The organism is Providencia rustigianii DSM 4541, assembly GCF_000156395.1.
Lineage (GTDB): Bacteria > Pseudomonadota > Gammaproteobacteria > Enterobacterales > Enterobacteriaceae > Providencia > Providencia rustigianii.
On record NZ_GG703822.1, the window covers coordinates 43298 to 61896 of the forward strand.

At 43.0% G+C, this 18599-nt stretch carries 17 protein-coding genes; 7 read left to right on the forward strand and 10 right to left on the reverse strand.

Annotated elements, in window-relative coordinates; translation table 11 throughout:
• Positions 1-6: 6 nt before the first annotated feature.
• Positions 7-384, reverse strand: a complete 378-nt coding sequence (locus tag PROVRUST_RS16980; protein WP_006816133.1) for a RidA family protein — start codon at positions 382-384, stop codon at positions 7-9.
• Between the two features lie 193 nt (positions 385-577).
• Here PROVRUST_RS16980 and PROVRUST_RS16985 point away from each other — a divergent pair, with 193 nt between their 5' ends.
• On the forward strand, positions 578-1231 hold the full coding sequence (locus tag PROVRUST_RS16985; protein WP_006816134.1) for a helix-turn-helix transcriptional regulator: 654 nt from the start codon (positions 578-580) through the stop codon (positions 1229-1231).
• Between the two features lie 52 nt (positions 1232-1283).
• On the opposite strand, the gene PROVRUST_RS16990 is transcribed toward PROVRUST_RS16985, so the two are convergent.
• Positions 1284-1823, reverse strand: coding sequence for a TetR/AcrR family transcriptional regulator (locus tag PROVRUST_RS16990; protein WP_006816135.1), 540 nt, complete (start codon positions 1821-1823; stop codon positions 1284-1286).
• Between the two features lie 93 nt (positions 1824-1916).
• Between PROVRUST_RS16990 and PROVRUST_RS16995 the strand changes: the two genes are divergently transcribed.
• Positions 1917-3413: an MFS transporter gene (locus PROVRUST_RS16995; RefSeq protein WP_006816136.1), complete on the forward strand. Its 1497-nt coding sequence runs from the start codon at positions 1917-1919 to the stop codon at positions 3411-3413.
• Between the two features lie 35 nt (positions 3414-3448).
• Here PROVRUST_RS16995 and PROVRUST_RS17000 read toward each other — a convergent pair whose 3' ends face one another.
• A complete protein-coding gene (locus PROVRUST_RS17000; protein ID WP_006816137.1) occupies positions 3449-4858 on the reverse strand; it encodes an MFS transporter in 1410 nt (469 codons plus the stop codon).
• A gap of 73 nt (positions 4859-4931) precedes the next feature.
• Here PROVRUST_RS17000 and PROVRUST_RS17005 point away from each other — a divergent pair, with 73 nt between their 5' ends.
• Positions 4932-5603 carry a helix-turn-helix transcriptional regulator gene (locus PROVRUST_RS17005; protein ID WP_006816138.1) on the forward strand — a complete coding sequence of 224 codons (672 nt, stop codon included), beginning with the start codon at positions 4932-4934 and terminating at the stop codon, positions 5601-5603.
• Here the strand turns inward: PROVRUST_RS17005 and PROVRUST_RS17010 are convergent.
• Both PROVRUST_RS17010 and nagK read right to left on the reverse strand, forming a co-directional pair.
• Complete coding sequence (locus tag PROVRUST_RS17010; protein ID WP_006816139.1) at positions 5590-6153, reverse strand: rhomboid family intramembrane serine protease; 564 nt, start codon at positions 6151-6153, stop codon at positions 5590-5592. The two genes, PROVRUST_RS17005 and PROVRUST_RS17010, sit on opposite strands and share 14 nt — an antisense overlap.
• A 15-nt stretch (positions 6154-6168) precedes the next feature.
• On the reverse strand, positions 6169-7080 hold the full coding sequence (gene nagK / locus PROVRUST_RS17015; protein WP_006816140.1) for an N-acetylglucosamine kinase: 912 nt from the start codon (positions 7078-7080) through the stop codon (positions 6169-6171).
• 172 nt (positions 7081-7252) lie between these two features.
• On the opposite strand from nagK, the gene ykgO reads away from it, so the two are divergent.
• Positions 7253-7378, forward strand: coding sequence for a type B 50S ribosomal protein L36 (gene ykgO, locus PROVRUST_RS17020; RefSeq protein WP_006660624.1), 126 nt, complete (start codon positions 7253-7255; stop codon positions 7376-7378).
• A gap of 73 nt (positions 7379-7451) precedes the next feature.
• On the opposite strand, the gene yidZ is transcribed toward ykgO, so the two are convergent.
• Together yidZ and PROVRUST_RS17030 are read right to left on the reverse strand one after the other, a co-directional pair.
• Complete coding sequence (gene yidZ / locus PROVRUST_RS17025; protein WP_006816141.1) at positions 7452-8417, reverse strand: HTH-type transcriptional regulator YidZ; 966 nt, start codon at positions 8415-8417, stop codon at positions 7452-7454.
• Positions 8410-9594 (reverse strand): MdtL family multidrug efflux MFS transporter, encoded by a 1185-nt coding sequence (locus tag PROVRUST_RS17030; RefSeq protein WP_006816142.1) that lies wholly within the window; start codon positions 9592-9594, stop codon positions 8410-8412. The genes yidZ and PROVRUST_RS17030 overlap by 8 nt, the downstream gene beginning before the upstream one ends.
• 324 nt (positions 9595-9918) lie before the next feature.
• On the opposite strand from PROVRUST_RS17030, the gene asd reads away from it, so the two are divergent.
• From asd to PROVRUST_RS17045, 3 genes are all read left to right on the forward strand, one after another.
• Complete coding sequence (gene asd / locus PROVRUST_RS17035) at positions 9919-11025, forward strand: aspartate-semialdehyde dehydrogenase (protein WP_006816143.1); 1107 nt, start codon at positions 9919-9921, stop codon at positions 11023-11025.
• Positions 11026-11220: 195 nt separating this feature from the next.
• Positions 11221-11451, forward strand: a complete 231-nt coding sequence (locus PROVRUST_RS17040) for a ParD-like family protein (protein ID WP_006816144.1) — start codon at positions 11221-11223, stop codon at positions 11449-11451.
• The gene (locus PROVRUST_RS17045) at positions 11426-11752 is read left to right on the forward strand and encodes a type II toxin-antitoxin system RelE/ParE family toxin (RefSeq protein ID WP_006816145.1); all 327 of its coding nucleotides are present in this window, start codon (positions 11426-11428) and stop codon (positions 11750-11752) included. Before PROVRUST_RS17040 ends, PROVRUST_RS17045 begins: the two co-directional genes overlap by 26 nt.
• Positions 11753-11822: 70 nt before the next feature.
• On the opposite strand, the gene PROVRUST_RS17050 is transcribed toward PROVRUST_RS17045, so the two are convergent.
• The 3 genes from PROVRUST_RS17050 to recF all read right to left on the reverse strand — a co-directional run bounded on the left by PROVRUST_RS17050 (position 11823) and on the right by recF (position 18590).
• Positions 11823-14810 (reverse strand): autotransporter domain-containing protein, encoded by a 2988-nt coding sequence (locus PROVRUST_RS17050; RefSeq protein ID WP_006816146.1) that lies wholly within the window; start codon positions 14808-14810, stop codon positions 11823-11825.
• A gap of 252 nt (positions 14811-15062) precedes the next feature.
• Positions 15063-17477 (reverse strand): DNA topoisomerase (ATP-hydrolyzing) subunit B, encoded by a 2415-nt coding sequence (gyrB, locus tag PROVRUST_RS17055; protein WP_006816147.1) that lies wholly within the window; start codon positions 17475-17477, stop codon positions 15063-15065.
• Positions 17478-17495: 18 nt separating this feature from the next.
• On the reverse strand, positions 17496-18590 hold the full coding sequence (gene recF / locus PROVRUST_RS17060) for a DNA replication/repair protein RecF (protein ID WP_006816148.1): 1095 nt from the start codon (positions 18588-18590) through the stop codon (positions 17496-17498).
• Positions 18591-18599: the final 9 nt, after the last annotated feature.

Genomic DNA, 18599 nt, shown 5'->3' on the forward strand with positions numbered 1-18599 from the left:
TTGTTATTATTGTTTTACAACGACAGCCTCAACTTCAATCAACACATCTTTTGGTAGACGAGAAACTTCCACACATGAACGAGCTGGGTAGATGCCTTCAGAGAAATAAGACTGGTAGATCCCATTAAATGTCACAAAGTTATTCATATCACTGATAAAGCAGGTGGTTTTCACAATGTCATTCATTGTCAATCCAGCGGCTTCAACGATAGCCTGCAAATTTTTCATCACTTGATGTGTTTGCTCAGTAATATCCGTTCCAACAATCGAGCCATCTTCATGGTGAAAAGGGCAGCAGCCAGAAATATAGACCGTGTTGCCAACTTGTCTTGCTTGAGAATAAGGGCCGATAGCTTTTGGGGCATTGGTTGTTGAGATGATCATTTTTCACTCCTTTAATGACACGACTTGATGATCAGCATTTAACCACATGGAAAAATCCAACACCGTGATAGGCGTCTAATATTTGATTAAGTAAAAAAATAGTTTACTCAGTGAGGTGTTTTGGTTTTTAGGATTGAAATAGTTGACTTAATTATCTAAGATTAATAAAACTTTTGGCAGCAGGCTAACAAATATGGAAACGAGTATAAATCATGTATTTACGGAGCAAGATCGTAAACTTTTACAGTCTTATGTTCCGATGATTGAGTGCCTTGGTGAGTTTTTGGGGCCATATTGCGAAGTTGTTCTACATAGTTTTGAAGATTTACACAGCTCAGTCATTCACATAGCGAATGGACATTTAACCGGAAGAACCCTAGGGGCACCGGTAACAAACATTGCATTGGAAAAATTGGCAGGCTTTAAAAAAAATCATTCGTCGTGGGATGTCTATTTTAATACTAAAAGTATTCGACCTTTCCGTTCCTCCTCAACATTGATTGTTAACTTAGAAAATCAACCCATTGGTATGGTGTGCATGAACTGGGCCTTGGATATGCCAATGAATGCGATGGTTGATTTAATGAGCAGTAGCCAGAATTCAAAGAATGAAAATTTTTCTCAGGATATTAACAAATTAATTATGGACCACCTTGAACCGATCAAAAATACGGTTTATTCCAATAAAAATATCCCAAGCAAAAATAAGAACTATGAAATCATTAAGGAGCTGCATGACTGTGGAATGTTTGAATTCCCTGCGGCACATAAAATAGTTTCTGTTGAGTTAGGCATCAGTTCGGCGACGATCTATAAACATATCCGCAAGATAAACGCTCAAGAGTAGAGATGATGAATAAGAGGCATATGAGCGTATATGCCTCTCTAAGCGAAAAAAGTTACTTTTTAAATACGGTCATCATATCGATAAAGATTGACTGCCATTCTTCGTCATTAATTTCCATTAATCCAAAATAACGCAGTATAAAAGCGCCTTCAGCGGCTAAAAACATCATTCGGGCTCGCTTACCGCTTTCTGTGGATAAATCTAAATTCTCAATCCGTTCACGATACCACTTTCGGGTACTTTCTAAATATTCGGGGGTTTGTAGCAAAGATGCCATTAATGCCGCACCTTTGGCAATACTGGTTTTATCATGATCGGCAGTGGCTTTTACATGAGCAATAACCAGACCTTCTGGAGAATTATCCTGCTCAACGGCTCGGTTAAAAATCTCATCATAAGACTGGCTCCAACGCTCAAACATTGCATCGATCAGTGCCTCTTTATTGCCAAAGCAGTATTGGACTCCACCTTTAGAAATTCCCATCGCTTTGGCGACGGCATCGATAGTCAGTGCAGTGGCACCTTGATGGATAACGATCTCTTCGGCGGCTTCTAGCACTTTATCACGATCGATTTTTCGTTGACGTCCCATTTAGAAAAACCTCTTTTCAATACGCACGTATGGAATTATATTGTAGCACGATCATCTATCACGGTGATCGACTAAACAGATTGAGAAGATTTTATGATAGCAGATTATAAACGTTGGATTATCTTACTATTAGTGTCGAGTGTTCTATTTCTTATCGTCATCGACGTCACAGTGCTATACACCGCACTACCTAAGCTAACCCATGACTTGGGTGCAAGTTCGTCTGAAAAACTCTGGATTATGAATGCGTATCCGCTGGTTGTTGCTGGGTTATTACCTGCGGCGGGAATGTTGAGTGATAAAGTGGGTCATAAGCGCATGTTCTTACTGGGATTGCCGTTGTTTGCACTGGCGTCTCTGTGTGCGGCATTCTCCCCAACCGCATTCAGCTTAATTCTATCTCGAGGATTCTTGGCCGTTGGGGCGGCAATCAGCATGCCTGCAACTTTGGCAATCGTTCGCCAAGTTTTCTTAGATCCTAAAGAGCGGGCATTAGCCATTGGTATTTGGTCTGCCGTCGCATCTGGTGGTGCAGCGATAGGCCCACTGGTTGGCGGCATATTACTCAACCATTTCTGGTGGGGATCGGTATTCCTCATCAATGTTCCGGTCGTTTTACTGGTGATCCCATTTGCGCTGCGTTTAATTCCTAAAATTGCAGGGCAATCCCATCAACCAATTGATTTTATTGGTTCAATAATGGTTTTAGTGGGATTAGTAGGTGTCATTTACTCACTGAAAGAGCTGGGAAAACTGAATATCGATTGGATGGCTATGGTGATATCGGGAGCTGTGGGTGTGGTCTCTCTGATTATATTTGTCCGCCGTCAGCTTACCGCTGAGATGCCAATGATGGATTTACGCTTGATGGCTAATCCGCGATTTTGTGCGGGAATTATCATGGCGATTTTATCCGTAGTGGTGATTGTGGGCGTGGAGCTGTTATTAAGCCAGCGTTTGCAATTAGTGTTGGGATATACCCCGTTTGAAGCCGCGTTGTACATCATTCCGATCCCACTCGCTTCCGTATTAGCTGCACCACTCGCGGGGATGTATTTGCATAAAATTGGCGATAGATCGATGATGATTTTCGGTTTTGCTTGTACGCTAATTGGTGTGGTTGGTCTGACTTGGGTGTTTGAAACTTCCACCGGAGCCGTATTACTGTCATTCTTATTTTTTATAGGTTTTGGACTCGGGGCGATTTTTACCACCGCATCAACCACTATCATGTTGAATGCGCCTGATGATAAAGCCGGAATGGCGGCCTCAATTGAGGAAGTGGCTTATGAATTAGGCAGTGTTCTCGGCGTAACCTTTATGGGCGGATTAATGACGGCGATGTATACCATTAAACTCGCATTACCTGAAGGATTCTCAGTGGCTGATAAAGCCTATGATAGCCTCGATGAGGCATTGATTGTCGCAGAGAAATTACCATCAGATAGCGCAAATATTCTGATCGGTCAGGCTAATATCGCGTTCGACCATGCATTTTTATCGGTGATGGTGACAACGACAGTGGTTTTAGCATTAAGCTTAATCATCCTGCCATTTTTCTTTCGTAATAAGAAAATAGCCGCAAGCTAAATAAATATTGGGAGCCAAATGGCTCCCTTTTTCGTTTACTTCACTTTGCGGATTAATATAGCGGCAAGTAATGGGCTGATAGCAAATAGGGCAAATAACCAGACTGAAGCCTGTTGCGCTCCAACTAATCCTCCCGGACTCATTAAACCACTGTTATTGACGACCACGCCGACAAGTGCAGCAGACAGTGCCGTTGCATATAGTTGAATGGTAATAATTGAGGATGAAGCTAAGTTCTCTTCCCCTTCTGGCGCAGCATTGAATACCCGTAGAACCAAATGTGGCCAACAAACACCAATTCCTAAGCCGACTCCTGTCATGGCCAATAAGTAGAGAACAAATAAAGGTATTGAGTTCACTAATGCTAAGTTTGGTGTGAGTATCGCTAAAATAACCAATGAGATAAATATGATGACCGGACCAATTTTGAGAATACGGAGGACTATGGAGCCTGTTTTATTGGCACTCAGTAGCGCCCCTATCGTCCAGCCAGCAGCCATAACCGCCGTCAGATAGCCTGCAATTAATGGAGAAAACTGGTGAATGGTCTGTAAAAAGTAAGGCACATAAATTTCGGTGGTCATTCCGCCGACTAACAAACACATGGTCAGGAAGATGACCCCGAGCTGTGTTTTTAACGAATAAGCCCCCGTGGGTAATAGGCGTTTACCGCGTTTTCCATCGATCATGGCAATGGTAATTAACAGTGCAATGCCGACCAGTAATCCCCCTAGATTAGTCAGTAAACTGTCTGACAAACTACCAATGGAGATAACGAGGACTGAAATAACCAACAATGAAATGGCTAGGAATGGAATTTTAGCTGTTTGTGGTTGCTGGGCTTTTTTCCCGGGTAACTGATTGATAACAATGAGAGCCAGAATGATCGCGACAGGCAGTAGCGCCCAGAACGACCAGCGCCAATGACCCCCTTGTGCAAAAATTCCGCCAATTGCGGGGCCGCAAAGAGTCGCAATACCCCACATTCCTGAAACGACACCCATGGCACGAGACCATAAATTAGGCGTGAATACGATACGGATTAGGGCATAACTCAATGCGAATAAAATACCGCCACCGAATCCTTGCAGTGCTCGTCCTCCCAGTAATATCAGCATGGAGGGCGAAGAGGCACACCAAATTGATCCAAGTGAGAAAAGCGTTAATGCACTGAGGTAAGCTAATTTGGGACCGAAGCTGTCTAATATTTTGCTTGATAATGCAGAGCCAATAATGGATGTAGCAACGAATAATGTGGTATTCCATGCGTAATATTCGAGCCCGCCAATATCATTAACCACACTGGGTAAAATGGTTGTGACGATATAAATATTGATAGCATGTAATGCAACGCCACCGGTCAGGGCTATAGTAAGTAATGCATTGGTGCCACTGAGTAAGTCGGCCCATGTGCCTTGGGGTAATGTTGAGGGTTGTTCGCTCATATATAGGCCTGCTAGACGAAAGAGAGGTAAAAAGGTATTATCCAAGTATTGTCTTGGATAATAAAATCACACTATGAATAAAGCAAGTAATTACTTTGATAATTTAAATCTTACTCAGGCAGTGGATAAAGTCCTGTTTTGTATTAAAACTAAAGGACCAATCTCCACCTCTGTGATTGCAAATGACCTGAATTTAACCGGAGAAGCGGCTCGTCAACATGTACAGAAGCTGACTTCGTTGGGGCTGGTGGAAGGGGTACAGTGCGCCGCTCAATCAGGAGCTGGCCGCCCACGGCAAAATTGGGTGCTCACCGAATTAGGGCATCAGCGCTTTCCAGATACCCATGCTCAGCTGGCATTACAGTTGATTGATTCAGTCAGAACTATTTTTGGTGATGACGGGCTTGAGAAACTGATCGAGCAGCGTGAAGCAGAAAGCCGAACTAAATATTTAGCGCGCTGTAAAAACTTACCGTTAGCACAACGTTTGGCGGAGTTAGCCGAAGTTCGCAGTGAAGAAGGCTATATGGCCAAAGTTGAACAAGATGGCGATAGCTGGTTATTTATCGAAAACCATTGCCCAATTTGTGCTGCTGCAACCGCGTGCCAAAACTTTTGTCGTTCTGAGCTAGCGCTATTTCGTGATGTCGTGGGTGAGGAAGCACAGGTTGATCGGGAACAGTATCTTTTGGATGGTGCTGGGCGCTGTGTTTATCGAGTGACTTTAGCGGCTAAGAGGCTTTAATTCTAAATTTTTTATGGATTAACCATGCGTACAGAATGCCAGAAAATGCACCTGCAATATGGGATTCAGTCGATATTCGTTGATGGACGGGTAATAAACCACTCGCCATCGCGCCGAAATAGAACAAAACTAGCAGAGCAATAATAATATCGAGCAGTTTACGGCGAAGAAAACCTTGGGCGATTAATAAACCCCAAAGCCCAAAAATCCAGCCGCTCGCACCAATGTGAACGGCATTTCTTCCGATGATCCATACCATTAATCCCCCAACCAGAATAATAAATGCAGAGGCTCGGGCGTAAGCCTTGATAGAGTCGTGGAGTAGTAATGCGCTGAGGATTAGAAGCGGAGGGAGATTACTAAGTAAATGTTCCCAATCTCCGTGGATAAATGGAGCAAAAATAATGCCTACTAACCCATTTAGGGTTCTTGGAATAATACCAAAACCTACCAGTGCATTACCGCTGAGGCTATTGGCTACTTGAATGATGACCAGTAAGCCCACTAATGCTATCAGTAATTTAATCCGTGGGCTTAGCCAAGTTTGCATTATTGATGTCCGATGTTAATCGACTAAATTGAGGAAAGCTGCACCTCGTGCGCCACCCGAATTCCCATAACGAGCTTTTTCGATAGCGGGTAATTTGGCGATCCCATACAGGTATTGCGGTAGAATTTCAGGTAATAAGCGATAGATATCATCAAATTGTGATAAACCGCCACCAAATACCACTAAATCAGGATCAAATACCGTGATCACTTGTCCCATAAACATTGCCAGCACCGCCATATAGCGCTCAACATGTTGTTTAGCGTGTAAATCACCCTGCTGATAGCGTTGGATAATTTCAATGGCAGGGCATTTTTCACCCGTAAAAGCGGTATAAATACGCTCAAATCCGGGGCCGGATAGATATGTCTCAAAGCAAGCCGTTTGCCCACAGCCACAAAGAACTTCAGGAACGGTATCTCCCAAGAGTTTTGCTGCTCTGACACTCATATTCATGTGCCCAATTTCGCCTGCAATACCGTTTTTACCGGACAGCACTTTGCCATTGATGACGAAACCACCGCCGACACCAGTACCTAAAATAATACCAAGCACACTTGGATAGCGCTTAAAATCAGGATCCCATGCTTCCGATAAGGCAAAACAGTTAGCATCATTTTCTACTTTGACGGGGCGCTTTAAGGTTTTAGCCAGATCGTGGACGAGGGGCTTATATTTTGCGGCGGGCACATTGGTAGTAAACACAATTCCGTCAGCGTGGTTCACAATTCCGGGAACACCAACGCCCACTTTGCCTTGGCAACTGAATTTGGCATCCGCTTCGGCTGTTAACTCATTAAATACATTCAATAATGCCTGATAGTCATCTTTGGGGGTTGGAACTCGTTTTTGCCAAACAGGATTCAAATCGTGGTCGAATACCGCCAACTCAATTTTGGTGCCGCCCATGTCAAAGCCGTAATACATTAGATCTTCCTCTTATAGGTCTAAGACTCGAATAGATACCTATCTATTTGAGAAATAATGACTGAGAGTGTGCAATGTTCTAATTATACAAAAAGTTTCCCATAAAAGGATTGCGAGACGAATTTAATTAGTTTATTGTTATATTATAACATTACATTTAAAGGAAGTTACAATGAAAGTACTCAGTTCATTAAAAACCGCCAAACAGCGTCACCCTGATTGCCAAGTGGTACGTCGTCGCGGTCGAATTTATGTGATTTGCAAAACCAACCCCCGCTTTAAAGCTGTTCAAGGGTAGTCCTCCGTTATTTTTGTATCTCAGTGTTCCTTGCTTTTGCCATGGTAATTCATACTCCTTGCCATGGCATTTTTTATGTATTCACAAACTCAAGAATACTGCTCTTGATTTGCTCTCTTAACCAGAGGGTTTTGGAATTATAGGAGTTGCGCTTATGCCACAGCATTAAAAATGGAATTTCAAGTTGTTGATATAAAATCTCATCTACAGGTAGTGGACGGCAGACTAAATCAAGATTGAAATCATTAACATAGTGTTGGCAATAACCCGGAGAGCTGGTGATAAGGTTGTGTTCAGGGCGAGAAGCCATTAACAGTGATTGCTCAAAGGTCGAGAAGGATAAATGAATTTGGCGATGAAGCCCCATGGTTTCGAGTAAATCATCCAATGCCCATGGAATGCGGTTACCAAATTCAGTACTAATATGGGGATATTTTAAATAATTTGCCAATGTCCATTCCTCTTGCAAAATGGGATGGTCACTGCGAATAAACGCGAGGGGTCTATCGGTAAATAATACTTCGAAATTAAGAATATCCGGTAAATGGTTAATCGACTCTTTTGACAAATGAAAGCTTTCACGCCCCACTAATCCGATGTCTGCATCCCCCGCAATCAGCGCCGCCAACGAGTTATAGTCCCAATCCCGTACAATGACTTCCGACTCTGGATATTGGTTGAGAATATTGAGGGATAAATCATGGAGCATAATGAGGTTTAATGGTGCTTCCATCATGAGCCGAAACGTCATGCCTCGTGGTTTTTCGGTATCGCGGATCTCGGCAATATAGTGGGATAAATTTAAAAACTCAGGTAATGATTTTTCAATGCGGTGCATCAATGGGGTAGGGAGTAGCCCTTGCGGGCTACGAATAAATAATGGGTCATCAAACCATTGGCGTAGTTTTGCCAACGATTTACTCACTGAGGATGGGGTAATCGCAAGGCGCTTAGCGGCAAGACTCACACTGCGTTCTTCCATCAAATATTGCAGAATAACCAGTAAGTTCAAATCTAAGCGATGCAATTGTTTATTCACATGTAACGACCTTCTGGCTGGCTTGCGCCGTTGGCATTCTCAGTAACGCCATGCCAATCACCCCAGCGGCAAGCAAGATTATCAATAACATACTGATTGATGGGGTGCCTATCGCTCCCATCACCCAAATATATACAGAGGCAAAGCTGAGTTGAGAAATGGCGAGAATGGAGCTAGCAATGCCGGCTTTTCTGGCAAATGGGGATAATGCTTGGCTCATGATAATCCCGAACTGCATCGAGAAACCCATTCCACAGAAAGCGAATACAATAAAGAGTAGCACCAAATTTGGGTAAGCAAACAGGTATACGGACAATATCACAGCATTGAACAGGAATAAGCCGAGCGCGGTATTTAACAGGGATTGGCTATTAAATTGTGAGATTAATTTCGGCATTAGGAACGAGGTTCCCATGCTCACCATCGCCAATGCGGTCATTGCGGTAGAATACTGCCCCGTCGTGAAGCCAAGATTGCCCATCAAAATAATCGGGGCGACGTTCACATAAGTCAGGATCACTGCCATCCCAAAGCACGAAACAATTAAACGAGTGACAAAGAAATGATTGAAGATTTTTTCAGGCGTTTCTGGTTGAGATGTGGATTCATCGGTTTCTTGTCGAGCTACAGGTTTGGTTTCTTTTATCAACACTAAGCAGACAATAATACTGATGACCGCATAGGCTGCCATAAAGTAAAACATCATTGACCAATGGTAGGCGAGCAAAATCGCAAATCCAATCACAGGAGCGAGTACCGGTGCAATACAGGTCACGCCATTCATTGCCGCCAATACTTTTGTTCGTCTTTGTGGACTAAGAACATCACGTAAAATCGCGAAAGTCACCACATAACAGAAGCCAGCACCGATGCCTTGTAGGAATCGCGCCATCAGGAAAACATCAATCGATGTGGAATTTCCCGCCATGATGGAGGAAATAGCAAATACCGTTGCGCCTACTAATACGACAGGTTTACGGCCGATATGGTCAGCACACCATCCTGCAACCAGCATTGTGGATGCCATTCCAGCGAGATAAATAGAAAAGGCTACATGAAGCTGGCTTTCGGTTGCGTTCAGATCCGCAGCAATATAAGGAATACCAGTTAAATGGAGATCGACGCCGAGAGGATAGATTAGCACTATCCAGAAACTAAAAAGGACATATTTGGTCATGAGATAAGCTGCTTTATGAGAATTAACACCCTAATTTTAATCGGGATAAATGAGATAGCGTATGGATTAATTGGAAAATAGCATTTTCCAATATGGAAATCACTAAATCATATATTTATTCGTATTATTAGCGTCATTACTAATCTTCTTACTATTAGTGATGAAATTCACTTGCACACTGGTTCATATTTTGTCACGTTTAATACTCACAAAAAATTTCCAGTTTCGACTTCTTTGATGGTGATGATGCAATAGAAACTTCACTCATGGAGTCGAATGTGGAAATTTTTGGGGTAAAGAACGCAAACAGACAGGGTGAAAAGAATGAAAAATGTAGGGTTTATCGGCTGGCGTGGAATGGTTGGCTCAGTATTGATGCAAAGAATGGTGGAAGAAGGGGATTTTAACGTTATTCATCCTGTTTTTTTTACTACCTCCCAGCAAGGTGAAGAAGCACCTGTTTTCGGTGGCCACCGCAGCACATTGCAAGATGCGTTTGATATCGATGCATTGAGCGCATTAGATATTATTATCAGTTGCCAAGGTGGTGATTACACCAATGAAGTCTATCCAAAATTACGTGGAGCAGGCTGGAAAGGCTTCTGGATTGATGCGGCTTCTGCGTTACGTATGAAAGACGATGCGATTATCATTCTTGACCCTGTAAACCACCAGCATATCCAAGACGGCTTAAATAAAGGCATTAAGACCTTTGTCGGCGGTAACTGTACGGTGAGTTTAATGCTGATGTCTCTTGGTGGTTTATTCGCAAATGATTTGGTTGAGTGGGCGTCTGTCGCAACTTACCAAGCGGCATCAGGGGCGGGTGCAAGAAATATGCGCGAGCTACTGTCACAAATGGGATCTCTGCATGCTCAAGTTGCGAAAGAGCTACAAAACCCAGCCTCCGCGATTTTAGAGATTGAAAAGAAAGTCACTGATTTTACACGCAGTGGTTCAATGCCAACAGATGCGTTTGGTGTTCCTTTAGCAGGCAGTTTGATCCCATGGATTGATAAAGCCCTTGAAAATGGTCAAAGTCGCGAAGAGTGGAAAGGCCAGGCAGAAACCAACAAAATTCTCGCAACAGGAAGCAATATTATTCCTGTTGATGGCTTATGTGTTCGTGTGGGAGCATTGCGTTGCCATAGCCAAGCATTCACATTGAAACTGAAAAAAGATATCCCACTGAATGACGTCGAGCAATTACTGGCATCCCATAATGAGTGGGTGAAAGTGGTACCCAATGACCGTGAAATTACGATGCGTGAGCTAACACCTGCGGCAGTGACGGGCACTCTGAATACGCCAGTGGGTCGTCTACGTAAACTGAATATGGGACCGGAGTATCTGTCAGCGTTTACTGTGGGTGACCAGTTACTGTGGGGGGCTGCGGAGCCTCTGCGCCGTATGTTGAGAATTCTGCTGTAGTTTAAATAGCGTCATTATTTTTGAGCCTGTACATTTTTTGATGTGCAGGTTTTTTTGTTTTTATGTTGCGTTATGCGATCAATTGTCGCATTGTGTGTGAATGATGAATTTATATCCAATGTAATGTTGCAGTATTCAAAACTAGAAGAGTGAAAAGTTAACATCGCTTAACTTAATTAATAATGAGAGGAAAATATGGCTATTTCAGTCAGACTTGATGATGAATTTGTAGCGGATGCGAGGATCCATGCTGAAGCGAAAAGTCGTAGTGTTCCGAAGCAAATTGAGCATTGGGCTAAAATAGGTCGTATTGCTGAAGATAACCCTGATTTGCCGTATAGCTTCATTGAGGAAATGTTATTGGCGCAGGCGGAAATCGAAAATAATAAGGTTTCTCGATATGTCCGTAAAACAAAACGTAGTTGAGGTTTTCCAAACAAACCGCTTTAGAAAATCATGTGATAAATTGTCAGAAAATGAGTTGTGTATAGTAGAAAATGAGATTGATAAAATTATTGAAAATCCGTTAATTGGCGAGCTCAAAAAAAGGGATCTTTCTCACCTTCGCGTTCATAAATTTAAACTAAATACACAGCTAGTATTATTAGGCTATTCATGGGTTGCAGGGAAATTAGAACTTTATTTACTAGGAATCAGTTCTCATGAGAATTTCTATAGTAATCAAAAGAAGCAATCTAAATCAGATTTGAAATTCATTATGTTATAAACACGTTATATTTTCAGATAAACGGCGTCTTAGTGAAGAAGCTAAGACGCCGTTGTTTTAATCAAATAGATTAAAACGACACTAACAGCTTGGCATCAAGATTATTTTCTAAATACCCCTTGGCAGTAAATTGGCTGTAATCCATGGACAGTTTGGTATTGTCTGTCAGCTGAAGGCTGGACCCCAGTTTGATTGCCATGCCATCCCGTGGTGCGTTAACGCCGTAATAGTTAAGCGGTGGTGCAAGCAGGTTGCGGTGGGTGAATCGAAATGCCATTTCACGCTCCCGCTTGTCATATTGATGCTGCCAGCCGAGTTCCCCGTGTACATCGATTGAGGATGTATTGCCCACTTCCCATTGGTTATCTAAACGTAATCCCAGAGTTGTGGTCGTGGCATCAAGGGATTGGCGACCGGTCACTAGTGAGGCTTTTTCCCCATTTTCACGGAATCCGTGACTTTCAGCGTTAGTAAAAGCGAAGTTAACAAACGGTTCGGCATTGATGATGGAAGATTTCCACGGGTAAGCGGCTTCCATAAACAGGTGGTTGGTTTTGCCTTTATAATCAGCGGTATTGTGATCGGAATAAATGGATGAAGTGACCGTTCTCTCTGTTTTGATGGTGTGCCATGTGTGCCCCAGCCCTGCACGGAGGGTTATTGGCGCTAATCGCAGTGAGCCATAAGCCGCTAAATAATAATTGTTGCTATGGCTATGACCGACACCGCCTGATACGGAGTTTTTGGTAAAACCGGAGCTTATTCCAAAGATAAAGTCATCATTAAAGAAATGCTTATCAGCCCCTAAGAACACGCCATAATTGCTGTTTGTAAAGCCGGAAGCGTTTCCATCACTTTGGGTTCTATCCCAATGGTAGGGAATATTTACCCACATATTGCTGCGGTTATCTCCACGCTCTTTGACGATATTTTCCGATATACGAGTTTGTTGCAGTAGCGCGCCGTGATATTGGCGATGGTTATTCAACTGGCTAGCCAGGGTATCGATATGAATTTGTGGAGATAGGGTACGAAGAAGGTCGTTAACCCCTACGGTGGTTTTGCTGAGAACTAAGCGTTCATACAGGGTGTTGCTAAGAGAGAGATTTTCAAGGGCGTGTGCAACGGCAGTTTGGTTTGGCGTTTTTGCAAATGTATCGAATGCAAGGTCGCTACGTCCGACGTTGAGTGTAACCAGTTTCGTTGTGGGCGAGCGAGGATCTTCACCGTAATCTAATGTTGTACCGATGAACAGGTAGTTTGGTTCTACACCATCAAATTTCCCTTGGATTTTTTTAGCACTAATAATTGTATATTCGGTGCGAAATCGATTCTGAATTTCATCTTCATTCGGTATACGTTCATTGAATGGCGGTGATTTTTCAGCGAAGAACACTTTGACCTTACCGCCGTTGATGACCACCGTATCACTAGACTGTAGGGCATCAAATTCTTGTGTGTCTGTTGTTTGAAGATCCACATGGAATTCACTACCGGGTTGGAAGGTGGCCGTATTATTCACTGTTATACGCCGTGTTGGGTCTTTAGTATTATCTCCAGGGGTTAAGATAGCGCCACTGTTAACCACTAAGTCATCAACCGAGCCAGAAGCAATAAATCGGGCTCCTTGGTTTAATGTCACCGTATTTCTGATGCTGTGACTGAGCTGTAATGTACCATTAGTAACGTCGACTGGCACATGCAGAATATGTTTGACGTTAAGCTCTCCACCATTGATGTTGATGGGGCCTGTTAAGTGGTTTTCTTGCGTTAAAATCACACGACCTTGCTGTATATCCAGCCCTGCAAAACGGTTAGTACCTGTTAAGGTTAAGGTCCCTTCCCCTTGTTTAATTAAGCGCCCTTTGCCCTCAATATTATTGCTCCAAGTATCGGCTATGCCGATGTTAGCAACATCGTCTTGAGTTACCCGCTGATTGACGACCCAATCTTCAGCAAGATGTGTGGGACCTTTGTAGGCTTTGGGTAAGTTAATCAGCCCCCAGTGGCTTTCTGGTTGATTTTGTTTAACTCCCCAGCCCGCTAAAGAGTTTGTGGGATAGGCAGTGCCTGCAATAATTTGCTGCCACTGGGATTTGTTAAGATAGGCAAAGCGGGAGCGTAGCAAATACGCGGCGTCAGCAGGAACTTGATCAACTTGAAGTGCCGGAGATGGCTGCTCACTTTGCTTAGCGTAATAACCTAGGTTTTCATTAAAAGAGGGGAGAGAGCCTACCGGTGGTTTGCATTTTTTATTACTGATGGTGCATTGGTTTTGTAGATCTTGGCGCACTTCTTTGGCCAAGTTAATCATGGCATTGGCTGTTTTATCTTCTTTCAGTAAATGAGCGAGAAGATAATAATTGGCGGCGCGAGAGGTTATGGTATCGGTTGGGAAATGCGCACCGACAATCACGCGGCTTTCTCCATAGCCTATGGCTCTATCAAAGAATTGAGTGCCTTTTTCTGGATAAATCGTGGCAAATATAGCGGCTTGTTTAAATCCATTCCAAGTATGTCCACTTGGGTAAGAAGAGCCTGTAATACCGATATAGTTTGGGAGATATTCGCCTTTATGATCGAGTACTTGATTTGGGCGACCACGTAAATAATAGTCTTTGAGAATAAAATCTATTGAGCGAATTCGATTTTGAATTGGGTCATTTGCAAAGGTAGCTAAATGGAATAAATGTTCTAAACGGTTATAGGCTTTAATTTCTTTAAAGTCATTATAATTAAATCCTTTTTGATTAAATACGTATTCCCGGTAAATATTAAAAATATATTCTGGCGTGCTTTTTTTATCTTTTTCCGCACTCTTTTTGCGTTTTCCTGTTAATTGCATTACCTGCTGGCTAACGTCTTTATCCCATTGTGCAGCTTGGGACTGTGGGGTTGGATACGGCGGGATTACCTGATTTCTTAGTTCGTCAAATCGCTGATTTCGCTGATCAATGATAGATTTACTGGCATCAATATAATCTGAGTTTGCCAAGGTAATTTGGGCGTTAAATAAAGCAAATAGACTGAGCGATACAGCGGGAGTTATTCTGTTCATTATAGACCTATAGATTTATAGAGAGGATAAAACCTATTTCATCTTAATGCAGTAATTTTAATTTTCTATAAATCAAAAGTAAAATAAGACAAACTTTATTTTCATTCTTTATTCTGTTAATTAAGTTTAGTTAGTCATTTTATTTAATTGAAATTTTAATTGTAATTAATAATAAATAGATACTTAAAATTAAACAAAAAAATAACCCTATATCGAAATATAGGGTTATTTTATATCTAAAAATCAGATTGATTAGATATCGATATTTGCTGCTTTCAGTGCGTTCTCTTCAATGAAGGCACGACGAGGTTCTACCGCATCCCCCATCAGAGTTGTGAATAACTGGTCAGTTGCAATCGCATCTTTAACGGTCACGCGCATCATACGGCGAGTATCTGGGTTCATAGTGGTTTCCCAAAGTTGTTCTGGGTTCATTTCACCAAGACCTTTATAACGCTGCACTGCTAAACCACGACGAGATTCACGACTTAACCAATCTAACGCTTGTTCAAAGTTGTCGATATTTTGGCGACGTTCACCGCGTTGAATATAGGCGCCTTCTTCAATTAACCCACCGATGATGTCACCTAACTCGGTGATACGGCGATATTCGCTACCATGTACAAAGTCGAAATCGAGGTTATAGTCGCTATCTACACCATGGGTACGAATACGAATGGTTGGTTCAAACAGCTGACGTTCACGATTTTCGTGAATGATATAGCTGTAAGAGCTGCCCGCTTGTTCATTCTCTTCTAAGCGTTTAACCAGAGTACTTGCCCATTCTTCAACTTGTGCTTTATCTTTCAGAGCATCTTCAGTTAATGTCGATTGATACACTAAGCTATTAAGAAGCGCTGGTGGGTAGATACGCTCAAGACGGCGAATAATACGGTGTGCTGCATTATATTCAATAACCAGCTTCTCTAGCTGTTCACCTTTCATCGCTGGTGCGTCGGCACTTAAATGCAGCTCCGCGCCATCTAATGCGATAGAGATCAGATAATCATCCATCGCTTCATCGTCTTTAATATATTGTTCTTGTTTTCCGCGCTTCACTTTATACAGTGGTGGCTGAGCAATATAGATATGACCACGTTCAACGATTTCAGGCATTTGGCGATAGAAGAACGTCAACAGTAACGTACGGATGTGCGAACCATCGACGTCAGCATCCGTCATAATGATAATGCTGTGATAGCGCAGTTTGTCTGGGTTATATTCATCGCGACCGATACCACAACCTAAAGCGGTGATCAGCGTTGCCACTTCTTGTGAAGAGAGCATTTTATCGAAGCGCGCTTTTTCCACGTTCAGGATTTTACCTTTCAGTGGCAAAATGGCTTGGTTCTTACGGTTACGACCTTGTTTTGCCGAGCCGCCCGCAGAGTCCCCTTCCACTAAGTACAGTTCAGATAATGCTGGGTCACGCTCTTGGCAATCAGCTAATTTACCTGGTAGACCAGCTAAATCTAATGCACCTTTACGGCGAGTCATTTCACGTGCTTTACGCGCCGCTTCACGGGCACGTGCTGCATCAATAATTTTACCCACGACGATTTTTGCGTCGCTTGGATTTTCCAATAAATACTCAACTAATTTCTCATTCATCAGTGTTTCTACCGCAGTTTTCACTTCGGAAGAAACCAGTTTTTCTTTGGTCTGGGATGAGAATTTAGGATCTGGAACTTTCACAGAAATAACCGCAATCAAGCCTTCACGGGCATCGTCACCGGTAGCACTGACTTTAGTTTTCTTCTGATAGCCTTCTTTTTCCATGTAGTTGTTTAGGGTACGGGTCATAGCTGCACGGAAACCAGCAAGGTGAGTACCGCCATCACGCTGAGGAATGTTGTTGGTAAAGCAGTAAACATTCTCTTGGAAACCATCGTTCCATTGCATGGCAACTTCTACGCCGATACCGTCTTTCTCTGTCGAGAAATAGAATACCGATGGATGAATTGGGGTTTTGTTACGGCTCAGGTATTCAACGAATGCCTTGATACCACCGTCATAATGGAAGTGATCTTCTTTGCCATCACGCTTATCAATTAAGCGGATAGAAACACCAGAGTTCAGGAATGAAAGTTCACGTAGGCGTTTCGCTAGAATTTCGTATTCGAATTCAGTGATACCTTTGAAGGTATCCATGCTTGGCCAGAAACGGACGCGAGTTCCGGTTTGGTCTGTTTCGCCAACGACAGTCAGAGGACCTTGCGGCTCGCCGTGTTTGTAGATTTGCTCGTGAACTTTGCCATCACGGCGGATCACTAATTCAAGTTTTTCAGATAAGGCGTTAACCACAGAAACACCTACACCGTGCAAACCGCCGGAAACTTTGTAGGAGTTGTCGTCAAATTTACCGCCAGCGTGCAGAACTGTCATGATAACTTCTGCCGCGGAGACACCTTCTTCTTCGTGGATACCGGTTGGAATACCACGTCCATCATCCTGTACGGAGACGGAGTTATCGGCATGGATAGTGATGACGATGTCGTCACAGAAACCGGCTAAGGCTTCGTCGATAGCGTTGTCCACAACCTCGAAGACCATGTGATGAAGACCGGTTCCATCGTCGGTATCACCGATATACATGCCCGGGCGCTTGCGCACCGCATCCAGTCCTTTTAATACCTTGATACTTGAGGAGTCATATGTATTCGACATCAACGTTTCCTGCTCTTTCTATTCCTGAGGTTGAACTTCTATTTTGCCTTGCTCTACACTAAACATCTTACTGTTGGCGTCAATCATATCATTGACTTGCGCCGGTGTAATAGCACTTACAAACACTTGTGCTTGCGTAGCCTTGAGACGAGTCGCTAAAAGCTGCCGGCGACCAGAATCAAGTTCTGAAGCAAAATCATCCAGTAGATACAGGCATCGTTGCCCGCTCTGTTGGGTGAGATACTCACCCTGCGCTAATCGTAATGCGCACATTAACAATTTCAGCTGACCGCGTGAAAGCATATCTTCGACGGGGATACCATCAGCTCGAATACGCAAATCAGCTTTATGTGGTCCAGAGGACGTATAGGTTAGCGCTCTATCGCGCTCAAATTGCCGCTCTAACTGTTCTGAATAATCAATTTCTTTATCCCAACCACGCTGGAAAGATACCGAAAGTGAAAATTCGGGTAAAAACTGTTGGCAGGTTTGCTCAATGTTTTCAGCTATACCTGCAATATATTCGCCACGCCACTGGCTTATTTGTTCTGAGATCGGTGCGAGTTGCTGATCCCAATGGCGGATTTGCTCATAACGAGTCACTTGTCGTAAAGCCGCATTTCGCTGCTTTAACAAACGTTTTAAGTCCGACCAAGTAGAAAAGAACAAGGCTTCATTATGAAAGCAGCCCCAATCAATAAATGCTCGTCGGTATTTTGGACCACCATTTAGCAGTGTGAACCCTTCTGGGGTTATCAACTGCATGGGTAATAATTTTGCAAGTTCCGCAATTTTATGCCCATCGGTACCATCGATTCTGACTTTGCTATCACCTTCGCGGTTTTTACTCAAACCAAGTGATAGCGCTTTGCGATCGCTATCTAAGTGTCCCAGTTTACCATGCAGAATAAATTGTTCTTGGTCATGGCGGATAACTCTATTCGCTTGAATACTGCGAAATGCTCGCCCATGACCCAGAGTGTATATAGCTTCCAGTATACTGGTTTTGCCACTCCCATTAGGACCAATAAGAAAATTGAACCCCGTTGCAAGGGAGAGATCGGCGTCTTCAATATTACGAAAATCGCGGATCAATAAACGCGAAAGAATCATACTGACTAA